At 42.8% G+C, this 13,160-nt stretch carries 12 protein-coding genes; 8 read left to right on the top strand and 4 right to left on the bottom strand.

Translation table 11 applies throughout. The features are described from left to right. The first annotated feature begins 450 nt into the window (after window positions 1–450). Window positions 451–1,284: a formyltetrahydrofolate deformylase gene (purU, locus tag MSG37_RS05595; protein WP_248469586.1), complete on the top strand. Its 834-nt coding sequence runs from the start codon at window positions 451–453 to the stop codon at window positions 1,282–1,284. A gap of 165 nt (window positions 1,285–1,449) precedes the next feature. Here purU and MSG37_RS05590 read toward each other — a convergent pair whose 3' ends face one another. From MSG37_RS05590 to map, 4 genes are all read right to left on the bottom strand, one after another. Then, a complete protein-coding gene (locus MSG37_RS05590; protein WP_248469585.1) occupies window positions 1,450–1,791 on the bottom strand; it encodes a DUF3718 domain-containing protein in 342 nt (113 codons plus the stop codon). A 285-nt stretch (window positions 1,792–2,076) separates the two neighbouring features. Continuing rightward, the gene (dapD, locus tag MSG37_RS05585; RefSeq protein WP_248469584.1) at window positions 2,077–2,901 is read right to left on the bottom strand and encodes a 2,3,4,5-tetrahydropyridine-2,6-dicarboxylate N-succinyltransferase; all 825 of its coding nucleotides are present in this window, start codon (window positions 2,899–2,901) and stop codon (window positions 2,077–2,079) included. A gap of 35 nt (window positions 2,902–2,936) precedes the next feature. Continuing rightward, window positions 2,937–5,492, bottom strand: a complete 2,556-nt coding sequence (gene glnD / locus MSG37_RS05580) for a bifunctional uridylyltransferase/uridylyl-removing protein GlnD (protein WP_248469583.1) — start codon at window positions 5,490–5,492, stop codon at window positions 2,937–2,939. 258 nt (window positions 5,493–5,750) lie between these two features. Continuing rightward, window positions 5,751–6,551 (bottom strand): type I methionyl aminopeptidase, encoded by an 801-nt coding sequence (gene map, locus MSG37_RS05575; RefSeq protein ID WP_248469582.1) that lies wholly within the window; start codon window positions 6,549–6,551, stop codon window positions 5,751–5,753. Between the two features lie 295 nt (window positions 6,552–6,846). Between map and rpsB the strand changes: the two genes are divergently transcribed. From rpsB to ispC, 7 genes are all read left to right on the top strand, one after another. Beyond that, entirely contained in the window at window positions 6,847–7,575 is a 729-nt protein-coding gene (rpsB, locus tag MSG37_RS05570; protein ID WP_028768063.1) for a 30S ribosomal protein S2, read from the top strand. Between the two features lie 133 nt (window positions 7,576–7,708). Then, window positions 7,709–8,560 carry a translation elongation factor Ts gene (gene tsf / locus MSG37_RS05565; RefSeq protein ID WP_248469581.1) on the top strand — a complete coding sequence of 284 codons (852 nt, stop codon included), beginning with the start codon at window positions 7,709–7,711 and terminating at the stop codon, window positions 8,558–8,560. Window positions 8,561–8,704: 144 nt separating this feature from the next. Continuing rightward, window positions 8,705–9,433 (top strand): UMP kinase, encoded by a 729-nt coding sequence (gene pyrH, locus MSG37_RS05560; protein ID WP_248469580.1) that lies wholly within the window; start codon window positions 8,705–8,707, stop codon window positions 9,431–9,433. A gap of 32 nt (window positions 9,434–9,465) precedes the next feature. After that, entirely contained in the window at window positions 9,466–10,023 is a 558-nt protein-coding gene (frr, locus tag MSG37_RS05555; protein ID WP_248469579.1) for a ribosome recycling factor, read from the top strand. A gap of 251 nt (window positions 10,024–10,274) precedes the next feature. Then, the gene (gene uppS, locus MSG37_RS05550) at window positions 10,275–11,075 is read left to right on the top strand and encodes a polyprenyl diphosphate synthase (RefSeq protein WP_248469578.1); all 801 of its coding nucleotides are present in this window, start codon (window positions 10,275–10,277) and stop codon (window positions 11,073–11,075) included. Between the two features lie 20 nt (window positions 11,076–11,095). Next, window positions 11,096–11,953: a phosphatidate cytidylyltransferase gene (locus MSG37_RS05545; RefSeq protein ID WP_248469577.1), complete on the top strand. Its 858-nt coding sequence runs from the start codon at window positions 11,096–11,098 to the stop codon at window positions 11,951–11,953. 4 nt (window positions 11,954–11,957) lie between these two features. After that, complete coding sequence (ispC, locus tag MSG37_RS05540; RefSeq protein WP_248469576.1) at window positions 11,958–13,148, top strand: 1-deoxy-D-xylulose-5-phosphate reductoisomerase; 1,191 nt, start codon at window positions 11,958–11,960, stop codon at window positions 13,146–13,148. Window positions 13,149–13,160: the final 12 nt, after the last annotated feature.

Raw genomic sequence — 13,160 nt, 5'->3', positions numbered from 1 at the left:
GGATGATTTAGTAGAGCCTATAGGGATATATTTACGGCGTCTTGTTAACGCACGGTAGGAAAGCTCCCTTTTAGGGAGTTATATCAAAGCCACCTTCTTCAGAAGTTGGATCTTTTACTTTCAGCTCTAAAACCGCTACTTCAGGAGGTAAATCTTTTATATCCGCTTTATCAGTAGCTTAATTTCAAACGAGCTTATTTAGCATTTTACACATACTTACAGTAGCCACATTCTCAAGTGCGCTCTGTCTAGATTCAAGTGAGTAAACTCAAATATTATTAACTCATTTTTAAATCATTCCCAATTTGATAAATATCTTTAGAGATAATTCCATAATCTTCAGCTAGCTAAGCACAAATATAGTTAATAACTCTCGGTCGTTGAATCTGGTTTTATCTCAAGGTAGCTTGATTGTAAGTGGAAAAAACGAACTAAATGCCTGAGGGGATTATGCAAAGAAAAGTATTAATTATTGATTGTGCGGACGCTCCTGGGCTGATCACAAAAATAACAGGGGTTTGTTTTTCTAACGGCCTTAATATTATTAAAAACAGCGAATTTGTAGATAACGCTCAAGGTCGCTTTTTTATGCGCACAGAGCTTGAAGGCGAAACATTTTCAACGTCATTATTGGCGGAGCTGCAAGCTGTTTTACCTGAAAAAAATCGTACTCGTTTAGTCGATGCAGGTAAAAAGCGTGTGGTGATCATGGTAACGAAAGAAGCCCATTGCTTAGGCGATATTTTAATTAAGTCCTACTCTGGTGCCCTAGATGTTGAAATTGCCGCTGTCATTGGTAATCACCAAGTCTTGCAACCTTTGGTTGAAAAGTTTGATATACCTTTTCATTACGTTAGCCATCAAGATTTAAATCGTAGTGAACATGAGGCAATGATACTTGAACTCATTGCTGAATATGCACCCGATTATATCGTACTGGCTAAGTTTATGCGGGTACTGACTCCTGAGTTTGTTAGCCAATATCCTAGCCAAATTATCAATATTCATCATTCGTTTTTACCAGCCTTTATTGGGGCAGCCCCTTACAAACAAGCTTGGGAAAGAGGGGTTAAAATTATTGGCGCCACGGCGCACTTCGTCACAAATTCTTTAGATGAAGGGCCGATTATCAAACAGGATGTTATCCCTGTTGATCATAGTTATAGTGCCGACGAACTTGCACGCTGTGGTCGTGATGTGGAAAAAAGTGTATTGAGTAAAGCATTACACTTGGTTATCAATGAAGATGTTATTGTCTACGGCAATAAAACGGTGGTGTTTTGATATGGAGCTTTTCTAGGGGGCTAAAATCTTAAGTTACATCCGCCATCATTTTAAAGACCTAACGCTATATGTTTGGTTTTTAGTTAAGCTTTATTAACGAATAACATAAAAGAGGCCAAGGCCTCTTTTTTCAATGCTAAAAATCAAAGTCATACTTGTTTGAGACTAGTAATTCACTACGTATAGCTCTGTATCGGAGTCCTGCATAGCAAGATCTTTAATGGTCACAGTTCCCTGATTATAGGGGGCGATTTTTCTCGCAGTTTTATCTGCACCTGCATTGACTGCAAAGTTATAGAAGCTTTCACCGTTGCAAACTAAACGAGGAAACACGCGGCTTTTATTAATGCGATAGTCCTTCATGGTGCGATTAAAGTTGAAAACATTGTTACTGGCACCAGCTTTACAAACCTGCACTAAGGTTTGCTCGATTTGAGGTGATATCGCAGCGCTAGCAGTAAATGACATTGCTAGGGCGGCTCCTGCCAAAACGATTGTTTTAATCATATTTTGCTCCTGCATTACATTGGGGTTCATGCATGAGTTAAGTGCAATTAACGAGAATTGTTTGAAGAAAAGCTTAAGACTTGTATCAAAATATTGAGAGTGGAGCAGAGTATGTCTGTGGGTTACAAAGTATGTCAATTGTGAATAATTAACAACAAAAATCCCGCATAAATGCGGGATTTTGAGTGACTGCTGTGTTTTATCTTGGTACGGTTAAATCTGTAATTTGATAAAATACGCCAGGCAATTAGTCGACGATACGTAACAGCTCGTTGATACCAACTTTTAGTCGACGATACGTAACAGCTCGTTGATACCAACTTTGCCACGGGTTTTTTCGTCAACTTTCTTAACGATGATTGCAGCGTATAAGCTGTAAGTGCCACACTTCGATGGCAAGTTACCAGCTACCACTACAGAACCCGCAGGAACACGGCCGTAATGAATTTCGCCTGTTTCACGGTCAAAAATACGTGTGCTTTGGCCAATGTAAACGCCCATAGAGATCACTGAGCCTTCTTCAACAATCACGCCTTCAACGATTTCAGAACGTGCGCCAATGAAGCAGTTGTCTTCAATAATTGTTGGGCCAGCTTGTAATGGCTCTAATACGCCACCAATGCCAACGCCGCCAGAAAGGTGAACGTTCTTACCAATCTGTGCACAAGAACCTACAGTTGCCCATGTGTCAACCATAGAGCCTTCATCAACGTATGCACCTAAGTTAACGTAAGATGGCATTAGCACTGTGTTCTTACCGATGAATGAACCTTTACGCACTGCTGCTGGTGGTACTACACGGATTGCTTCTTTACGGAAGCGCGCTTCATCGTAGTCAGCAAATTTCATTGGTACTTTGTCGAAGTATTTGGTTTCTGCACCATCGACAACTTGGTTATCGAAAATACGGAATGAAAGCAGAACAGCTTTCTTTAACCATTGGTGCACATGCCACTCACCATTAATTTTCTCTGCGACTCTGGCTTCGCCAGTGTCTAGCATTGCAATGGCTTTCTCTACATCAGCACGTACGCTAGCGTCTACTGTTGCTGGAGTGATTTCTGCGCGCGCTTCAAAAGCCGCCTCAATACGTTGGCGTAAAGCCTCCATTAACTTCTCCCAATATTCCTGTTAAATATAAAAATCTATAAAGCGCTAGTGAGCGCTTCACGTAACTTGTTTTGTTGCAGCTCGTCTAACTGTTGACCGTCTGCGGTCTGCAATAAAAAGAAATCTTCGGCTCTCTCACCTATGGTGGTGATCTTTGCTGCAAGCAAGGTTATTTCGCAGCGGTAGAGCACTTCCCCCACTCTTGCTAGCAGACCTGGTGAATCAAGAGCAATAAGCTCCATCATACTTTTACCATGGCTGCGGGTTGTAGGGAAACTGACTTGGGTCCTAACTTTAAAAGGTTTCATCTTTCTTGAAAGATTTCTAAACTTTGGCAACTTAGGCGTTTCATTACTTAATGCTTTAATTAACGTTTTCTTGATCCCTTGGATCCGTGACAGCTGGGTAACTGGTTGGCCATCTTGTTCTAAAATGACAAAAGAGTCCAGTGCGTAGTTGTCCTTTGAGGTCATGATGCTGGCATCATGTACCGTAATATTCTTGTTATCTAAAATGGCCATTACGCTAGCAAACAGTTTTGGCTTATCTTTACCGTAAACAAACAGCTCTGTGCCGCCTCGAGTGGCGTGTTTAGATATCAACACTAAGGCTTCATCTTGCTTGTGTTTGATAATGGCTTCGGCGTGCCAAGCGATTTGATTTGGCTGGTTACGTAAAAAATAATCAGCTTTAAAGCGCAGCCACAGCGCATCTAAATCTTTTTCTTTTATACCGCGACGTAATAGCTCTTTTTTAGCTTTTGCTTGATGCTCTCGAACACGGGCGCGGATATCAATTGGTTTTTCTTTACCCCTTGCCAGTACTCGTTGAGTCGAAAAATAAAGATCTCGCAATAATGAGCCTTTCCAGTTGTTCCAAGTTCGCTCATTGGTTGCACAGATATCGGCAACGGTTAGACAGTACAAGTAACTTAAATGCACAGCATCACGCACGCGCTCGGCAAAGTCAGCAACCACATCTGGATCGGAGATATCACGTCGCTGAGCGGTTACCGACATCACTAAATGATTTTCAACGAGCCAACTGACTAAGCGGCCGTCGTGATCGTTCATGCCATGCAGTTTACAAAATTCCAGTGCGTCAGTCGCACCAAGTTTACTGTGATCGCCGCCGCGACCTTTAGCAATATCATGGAAAATAGCGCCAAGTACCAACAATCCTTTTTTAGGTAGCTGATTAATAAGCACTGAGCCTAAAGGAAACTCTTCTTTTTGCTCCGGCTGAGCAAAGCGCTCGATATTAAGTAGCAAGCGATGAGTGTGCTCATCAACGGTGTAAGCGTGGAAAAGGTCGAATTGCATTTGACCTTCAATAGCACGCCATGCTGGCAGATAAGCCGATAGTACGCCATGTTTGTGCATTAACGACAACGCTGCTATTCCACGTGGATGACGTAATATCTCCATAAACAGCTTACGGCATGACTCATGGTACATCAGCGCCTGTGGTTGTGCGCGCCGAGCACAACGTAAACTGCGCAGCGTTGCGGCATATACAGCTTGAATGTTGGAGTTTTTTGCTACCCACAAAAATAGTTTGAGTATGTTTTCTGGATTATCAAATAGATCGTTACTCAGGCTTTCAATAAACTTTCCACGGCGCTGAAAGTGCTCATCAATGGCAACCACATCAAGTGCTTTACTCTGGCCTAAGGTGGCACGCTTAAACAGTTGCAATAACATCTGATTAAGCTCCATTACCCGCCTAACGGTGCGGTAATAGTTTTTCATCATCTGCTCAACAGCCAGCTGAGTACCGTCTTCATAGCCCATTAATTTGGCTACTTGCGGCTGCAAATCAAACAATAAACGGTTTTCGTCACGGCCAGAAATAAGGTGTAACGAGCAGCGCAATTGCCATAAAAAGTTTTGCGCTTCCATTAACTCATCGAGCTCAATAGGCTCCAAAAAACCGTGGTGGACAAGCTCCTCAAACTTTTCAGCATTAAAGTGACGCATGGCCACCCAGGCAACGGTTTGAATATCGCGTAGGCCACCGGGGCAGCTTTTTAAATTAGGTTCTAAGTCAAAGGCACTGGCTCTGCTGTGGCGGGCTCTTTGCTCATTTTTCTTGGCAACATAAAACTCACTACTCGGCCAGAAATCTTCTTGGCGGATATTGCGGTAAAGTAGAGTAAAGAGTGCTTGCGGTCCGCATAGTAGCCTTGATTCAAGTAAATTGGTGGCGACAGTGATATCGGCGCGACCCTGCTCAAGGGTTTGCTCAATAGAGCGAACGCTATGGCCAACTTCAAGACCTGCATCCCAAATAAACGCGATAAAGGCGCTTAATGCTTGTTCTGCATCTGTTGAAAGTTCTGCTTCGGTGAGGAATAAAAGATCAACATCAGATTGTGGATGTAGTTCGCCTCGGCCATATCCACCAACCGCAACTAAGGCGATAGGATATTGGTCAAGATGATGGGCGTACCATTGCTGTTGTAATAGTTTATCGACATGTTGGCAGCGAGTGCTCACTATCGAACGAACATCTGATTTAGCGTTAAAGCTATCAAATATCGTTTGGTTTAATTCGATTAACGCCTGTTTGGCTGACTGAGCACTATTCATCAAATCTCTTTTTCGAGAGCGGATCCATTGGCAACGATTATCTATGCAATAAATGCTAATTTAAAGCGCTTTATGGTGATAAATCATCAGTTCATGTGGAATTATTTAACTTGCTTTATTTTGGTGCAGACTTTGCTGCCTAATTGCGCATAAATTAATGAGATTTTACTATGTGCAGCGAATGTCATTTAAATTTGTAATGGAAAATAAAAAGGCGTGCCTATGCACGCCCTTTATACTTCAATCTCGTAAACGGTGTTAGTGATTAATTACACGTGGTAAGTCGGTTTCTTCTTCACGAAGAGTTAATACTTCAACACCAGTTTGTGTCACAAGTAAAGTGTGTTCCCACTGTGCTGAGTTTTTGCCATCGGCAGTAGTTACAGTCCAGTTATCTTTTTTATCTAACACACTGGTGTGACGACCGGCGTTGATCATTGGCTCAATCGTGAAACACATACCTGGGCGTAAAACAGTTTTGTCATTATTCTTGTAATGCATGACTTGTGGTTCTTCATGGAAACCGGCGCCAATACCGTGACCGCAGTAGTCGGTTACAATGCTGTATTTTTCAAGGCCGGTTTTCTTAGATTTAACGAATTTCTCAATTAGGGTTCCGATTTCGCCTAGTTTCATACCCGGGCGCACTTTCTTAACGCTGGCATATAATGCTTCTTGTGCAATGCGGCATAGACGTGTGTCTTTAGGGCTTACATTGCCAATAAGGAACATTTTTGATGTATCGCCATGGTAGCCATCTTTGATGACTGTGATATCGATATTGACGATATCGCCATCAACTAGTGGGCGATCTTCTGGGATCCCGTGACAAATAACGTCGTTAATGGATGTACAAATTGATTTAGGAAAGCCATGGTAATCAAGCGGGGCAGAAATCGCGCCGTTTTCTTCAGTGAACTTGGCACAAATATCGTTTAATTCATTAGTGGTAACACCAGCAACCACATGTGGAGCAATCATCTCGAGCACTTGTGCTGCGAGTTTACCCGCTGCACGCATTTTTTCGATCTCTTCTGCTGTCTTAATTACTATACTCATTTCTGCTGTCTCTTAGTCTTTAAATTGTCGTCTTTCAATGTGACGATTATGCATGAAAAACGACGTAAATATTTGTGCTTTTTTTCATATTATGGTATAAAGCGCGCCGTTATGTTTGACTCTTGTCGTTATCACTTTAGGTGATTCGTCCGAGTTAAGATGGCGGCCATTATACATGGCTATTGAAAAATACTAAATCACACACATATCGACACGTTCTTCGGGGTGCCCATAATCGGGTCGAAGATATGGGATATGTGGAGGTCTAACCCCCCCCATTTTTAAGGTAAATAAAATGACTACAGTTTCAATGCGCGACATGCTACAAGCCGGTGTTCACTTCGGTCACCAGACTCGTTACTGGAACCCAAAGATGAAGCCATTCATCTTCGGCGCTCGTAACGGTGTACACATCATCAACCTAGAGCACACTGTACCAATGTTCAACGAAGCACTTGCTTTCATCAGCAACGTTGCATCTAAGAAAGGTAAAGTTCTTTTTGTTGGTACTAAGCGTGCTGCAAGCGAAGCTATCAAAGAAGCTGCTGTTTCTTGTGATCAGTACTACGTTGATCACCGTTGGTTAGGTGGTATGTTGACTAACTGGAAAACAGTTCGTCAATCAATCAAGCGTCTAAAAGACCTTGAAAGCCAGTCTGTAGACGGTACTTTCGACAAGCTGACTAAGAAAGAAGCGCTAATGCGTACTCGTGAACTTGAGAAGCTAGAGAAATCTCTAGGTGGTATCAAGAACATGGCTGGCCTACCAGACGTAATTTTCGTTATCGGTGCTGACCACGAGCATATCGCTATTAAAGAAGCTAACAACCTAGGTATTCCTGTTGTTGCTGTTGTTGATACAAACTCTTCTCCAGACGGTATCAACTACATCATTCCTGGTAATGATGACGCTATGCGTTCTATCCGTCTTTACACTCAGTCTGTTGCTGCTGCTGCAAAAGCTGGCCGTGGTCAAGACCTAGCTGTTCAAGCTGAGCAAGACGGTTTCGTAGAAGCTGAATAATATCGGTTGATGAATTTCATCACCCTTATTAACCAAGGTATATGATTGGTGAGCAGGGGCGAAGTGACTGAAAGTGACTAGCCCCTGCTCTATATCTATTGAATTTGAAGAATTATCTGTAGAGGATTTAGCAATGGCAATTACTGCTGCCCAAGTTAAAGAACTTCGTGACCGCACTGGCGCGGGCATGATGGACTGTAAAAAAGCACTGACTGAAACTAACGGTGACATCGAGCTAGCGATTGATAACATGCGTAAGAGCGGTGCTGCTAAGGCTGCTAAAAAAGCAGGTAACATCGCAGCAGAAGGCACAATTCTAATCAAGAAAGGCGAAGGTTACGCTGCTCTATTAGAAGTTAACTGCCAAACTGACTTCGTAGCAAAAGATTCTAACTTCCTAGCTTTCGCTAACGAAGTACTAGACGTTGCTGCTGCATCAAAAGTTACTATCGAAGCACTTAAAGAGCAGTTTGAAGAAACTCGTGTTGCTCTAGTTGCTAAAATCGGTGAAAACATCAACGTACGTCGCGTTGAGTACATCGATGGTGCAAACCTAGCTGAATACCGTCACGGCGAGCGTATCGGTGTTGTTGTTGCTGGTGAAGCTGACGAAGAGACTCTAAAGCACGTTGCTATGCACGTTGCTGCTTCTAAGCCTGAATACGTTAACCCATCTGACGTTCCTGCTGAAGTTGTTGAGAAAGAAAAAGCACTTCAAATCGAAATCGCGATGAACGAAGGCAAGCCTGCTGAAATCGCTGAGAAGATGGTTATTGGTCGTATGAAGAAGTTCACTGGTGAGGTTTCTCTTACTGGTCAAGCTTTCATCATGGAACCAAAGAAAACTGTTGGCGAAATTCTTAAAGAGAAAGGCGCTTCAGTAACTAACTTCATCCGTTTAGAAGTTGGTGAAGGTATTGAAAGAAAAGAAGAAGATTTTGCTGCTGAAGTAGCTGCACAAATCGCTGCTACTAATAAAGGTTAATCCCCTTTATTTAGCAAACATAAGACCGTAGCAATTGCTGCGGTCTTATCGTATTTACTCAACAGGTTTTTGTTTGACGAGATTAAGTTCGAACCAACTTGTTAAGTGTACTACTCCCTATCGCCATAATCAGGACTAATAAATATGAGTACCAATCCTAAACCTGCATTTCGTCGTGTTCTTTTAAAATTAAGTGGTGAAGCCCTAATGGGTGAAGAAGGCTTCGGCATCGATCCTAAAGTGCTTGATCGTATGGGACAGGAGATCAAAGAGCTAGTAGAGCTAGGTATTCAAGTGGGTGTTGTCATTGGCGGTGGTAACTTGTTCAGAGGTGAAGGCCTAGCAGAAGCAGGCATGAACCGCGTTGTGGGCGACCACATGGGCATGTTGGCGACTGTGATGAACGGTTTGGCAATGCGTGATTCATTGCACCGTGCATATGTTAATGCACGTTTGATGTCAGCTATTCCGCTAAAAGGCGTGTGTGATGACTACAACTGGGCTGAAGCAATTAGTTTGCTAAAATCTGGCCGTGTTGTTATTTTTGCTGCTGGTACAGGTAACCCGTTCTGTACAACTGACTCTGCTGCGTGTTTACGTGGTATTGAGATTGAAGCAGAAGTTGTGATTAAAGGCACAAAAGTTGATGGTGTTTATTCAGATGATCCATTTAAGAATCCTGAAGCCGTCAAGTATGATGTTATGGGGTACAATGAAGTACTCGACAAAGAATTGAAAGTAATGGATTTGGCTGCATTCACTTTGGCCAGAGACCATAATATGCCATTGCTAGTATTTAACATGAATAAGCCTGGTGCACTGCGCCGCGTGATCATGGGCGAGCAAGAAGGCACAATGATTAAAGCTGATTAAGCTATATTTAGTGACTTAAAAGGACATATAACGTGATAAACGAAATTAAAAGCGATGCGCAAACTCGTATGGACAAGTGTGTTGAGTCAACCAAAACTCAAATGGCTAAAGTTCGTACTGGCCGTGCACACCCAAGCTTATTGGATACCATCCAAGTACCTTACTACGGTTCGCTGACTCCGCTTAAGCAAGTTGCAAGTGTATCAATTGGTGATGCGCGTACGTTAACTGTATCAGTATTCGACCGTACTATGATTGCTGCAGTTGAAAAAGCGATCATGAGTTCAGATCTAGGTCTTAACCCAATGTCAGCAGGTGCGACTATTCGTATTCCGTTGCCAGCACTAACAGAAGAGCGTCGTAAAGACCTTATCAAGGTTGTTCGCGCTGAAGCTGAAAACGGCCGCATCGCAATTCGTAACGTGCGTCGTGATGCTAACTCAAGCGTTAAAGAGCTAGAGAAAGAAAAAGAGTGTACTGAAGATGATGTTCGTCGCAGTGAAGATGAAGTGCAAAAGCTTACTGATGCACACATCAAGCTAGTTGATGAAGTATTAGCTGCAAAAGAAAAGGAGCTGATGGAGTTCTAAGTAGAATTTCTCAGCATAGGGCGCTGTTGATTATTTGAGTTAATATTGTTCAGGTTCGATACTCGTTTTTGTATTTTTATGAGAATTAGCGATATTTTCGCTACGGGTATAAAGCCTCACAGCTCACGCCTTGCAACAAAAGCGAAGAGCTCGAACAAAAATTAAACTTGAATGGACAACATGCCCTAGAGTTCAGACGCCGTGTAGAGTTATACTACACGGCGTTTGTCTATTTTTAAGGGTTGTAATAGATGTCAATCGATTCCCAGTCTGATACTGAAGCAGTACAGGCGTTACCAAGTGAAATATCTACCTTGGTGAAACAGTCGATCCCTAAACATGTCGCTATCATTATGGATGGTAACGGACGTTGGGCACAGGCTCAGGGAAAACCTCGCGTAATGGGGCATAAGGCCGGCGTTAAGGCTGTGAGACGAGCGGTTAGTACTGCCCGCAATTTGGGTGTTGAATCATTAACTTTGTTTGCGTTTTCGAGTGAAAACTGGCGCAGACCTGACAAAGAAGTCAGCCTGTTAATGGAACTATTTTTTACTGTATTGCAGCGCGAGCTTAAGCTGCTTCACAAAAATGGGGTTCGCCTCAATATTATCGGTGATACCAGCCGATTTTCGCCGCGCTTGCAAAAGCAGATTGCGGCAGCAGAAGAAAAAACGGCAGACAATAATGATTTAGTGCTAAATGTAGCAGCAAACTATGGTGGCCGTTGGGACATCATGCAAGCTGCACAGCAACTCGCTGCTAAAGTTGAATCAGGTGAAATGAGTAGTGCTCAGTTTACTGAAGAAGCCTTAAGCGAACATTTATGCATGCAAAATCAAGCTGAAGTCGATTTAATGATCCGCACCGGTGGTGATTATCGCATCAGCAATTTTGTTTTATGGCAGGCAGCATATGCTGAGTTAGTTTTTACTGACACGCTTTGGCCGGATTTTGATGAGGATGCGTTTAAAGATGCGATTGCTATTTTTGCAAATCGCCAACGTCGATTTGGTTTAACTGGAACTCAAATCGATACCATCCGCTCTTTGTAATAATTAGTGAGGGAAGTTTTTTGCTAAAACAACGAATAATAACAGCAATATGGTTAATCCCCTTAGTTTTTGGTGCCATTTTCGGTTTACCGACTGAGTATTTTTCTTGGGCACTATTGGGAGTATTTTTAATTGCCGCTAAGGAGTGGGGGCGTATTATCGATAACCGATGTGAAATGACTCAATGGAGTTTCACTGTGACTATTGGTGTGTTGCTCACCGCACTTAATCTGTTAGTGCCTGCCGATGAAATTTGGTCGCGCGGCGTGATGCATCCTATCTTTCTAGCTGTAATCATCATTGGCGGCTTCTGGTGGTTCCTTTCATTCATCATGGTGTTATCTTTCCCTAAGAGCGCAAGCTTTTGGGAGAAAAGTCATATGCTTAAGTCGATGTTTGGTCAGTTAACACTTATCCCATGCTTTGTGTCTTTATTATCACTGAAAGCTCTTGGTACACAAGGCTCGCCATACTATGGCGCAACGCTAGTTTTCTTAGTGATGTTAGTGGTTTGGGCGACAGATTCAGGTGCTTATTTTGCTGGTAAGACATTTGGTAAGCGCAAATTGATGCCGAATGTTAGCCCTGCTAAAACCATCGAAGGTTTATTGGGCGGCCTATTAACGACTATGATCATTGTTGCAGGTGTGATGTATGTTTCACCAGAGCAAGAGGTTGGCCTGTTGATTGCGGTTACTTTGTTTACAGCCTTAGCATCGGCAGTCGGTGACTTATCTGAAAGTATGTTTAAACGTGTAGCTAAAATTAAAGACTCTGGCACTATTTTACCGGGTCATGGTGGCGTGTTAGATAGAATTGATAGTTTAACGGCGGCGTTACCTGTATTCACATTAATCTATATAGCTTTTTGGATGTAACTAAATGCAAAATATGGTGATTTTAGGCGCGACGGGCTCAATAGGAGCCAGCACATTGAGTGTTGTTGCGTGTAATCCTGAGCAATATAAAGTGTTTGCCTTGGTGGCAAATACCAATGTCGAAAAAATGCTGCAGATCTGTATTGCGCATCAGCCTAAAGTTGCCCATATGGTTGATAGTGCAGCTGCAGCCGCATTAAAAGCGCAACTTCCAAGCAACTTAAATATCGAAGTAACTACCGGTGAAGATGAACTTTTAGCGCTGGTTATTGCAGCTCAGGTTGACACTGTTATGGCGGCCATCGTTGGTGCTGCTGGTTTGCCTTCAACATTAGCTGCGGTGAAAGCGGGTAAGCGAGTACTGCTTGCTAATAAAGAATCACTAGTCATGTCGGGTCAGTTGTTTATCGAAGCGATGCAACAATCTGGCGCGCAAGTTCTGCCCGTCGATAGCGAACACAATGCTATATTTCAATGTTTATCTGAGCGAACTCAGTTAGAAATCGGTCGCTGTGATTTAGCCAGCGCTGGCGTATCGCATATTTTGCTTACAGGATCGGGCGGACCATTTTTAACATCTGATTTATCGATGTTATCAAACATGACACCTGAGCAAGCTTGTAAGCATCCAAACTGGTCAATGGGTCGTAAAATTTCGGTAGACTCAGCGACCATGATGAATAAGGGCCTTGAGTATATCGAGGCGCGTTGGTTATTTAACGCTAGCCAAGAACAACTCAAGGTGGTTATTCACCCACAAAGTGTTATCCATTCAATGGTGCAGTACCGTGATGGTTCGGTATTAGCGCAGCTTGGAAACCCTGATATGCGTACACCAATTGCGCATTGTATGTCTTTTCCTGAGAGAATTACCTCAGGAGTTGAACCTTTAGACTTTTTCAAAGTCGGACAGTTAAGCTTCTTAGAACCGGACTTTAATCGTTTCCCATGTCTCGCACTTGCAATTGAAGCGTGCAAACAAGGACAGGAAGCAACGACAGTCGTCAATGCTGCCAACGAGATTTCAGTACAAGCATTCTTAGACGGTAAGATCCGTTTTACCGATATAGCAAAAATAAACGAACAGAGCTTAATGAATACGGCAACGCATCCATTAAACAATATTGATGACATTTTGGCATTAGATGCTCAGAGCCGTCGATATACGTTAGAAGCCATCAGCAAGCTGAATTAGTTCCGAGGGAAG

It is taken from the genome of Shewanella sp. 1CM18E (assembly GCF_023161665.1).
In the GTDB taxonomy this organism is placed as follows: Bacteria; Pseudomonadota; Gammaproteobacteria; order Enterobacterales; family Shewanellaceae; genus Shewanella.
The sequence above is the reverse complement of the archived record's forward strand: the minus strand, read 5'-3'. Positions and strand labels throughout refer to the sequence as shown.

Bases quoted from the DNA above. Each gene is read 5' to 3' on its own strand.
- pyrH (WP_248469580.1), top strand. From the start codon at position 8,705: ATGAGTACCAATCCTAAACCTGCATTTCGTCGTGTTCTTTTAAAATTA.
- MSG37_RS05590 (WP_248469585.1), bottom strand. From the start codon at position 1,791: ATGATTAAAACAATCGTTTTGGCAGGAGCCGCCCTAGCAATGTCATTT.
- ispC (WP_248469576.1), top strand. From the start codon at position 11,958: ATGCAAAATATGGTGATTTTAGGCGCGACGGGCTCAATAGGAGCCAGC.
- map (WP_248469582.1), bottom strand. From the start codon at position 6,551: ATGAGTATAGTAATTAAGACAGCAGAAGAGATCGAAAAAATGCGTGCA.
- tsf (WP_248469581.1), top strand. From the start codon at position 7,709: ATGGCAATTACTGCTGCCCAAGTTAAAGAACTTCGTGACCGCACTGGC.
- rpsB (WP_028768063.1), top strand. From the start codon at position 6,847: ATGACTACAGTTTCAATGCGCGACATGCTACAAGCCGGTGTTCACTTC.
- uppS (WP_248469578.1), top strand. From the start codon at position 10,275: ATGTCAATCGATTCCCAGTCTGATACTGAAGCAGTACAGGCGTTACCA.
- glnD (WP_248469583.1), bottom strand. From the start codon at position 5,492: ATGAATAGTGCTCAGTCAGCCAAACAGGCGTTAATCGAATTAAACCAA.
- purU (WP_248469586.1), top strand. From the start codon at position 451: ATGCAAAGAAAAGTATTAATTATTGATTGTGCGGACGCTCCTGGGCTG.
- dapD (WP_248469584.1), bottom strand. From the start codon at position 2,901: ATGGAGGCTTTACGCCAACGTATTGAGGCGGCTTTTGAAGCGCGCGCA.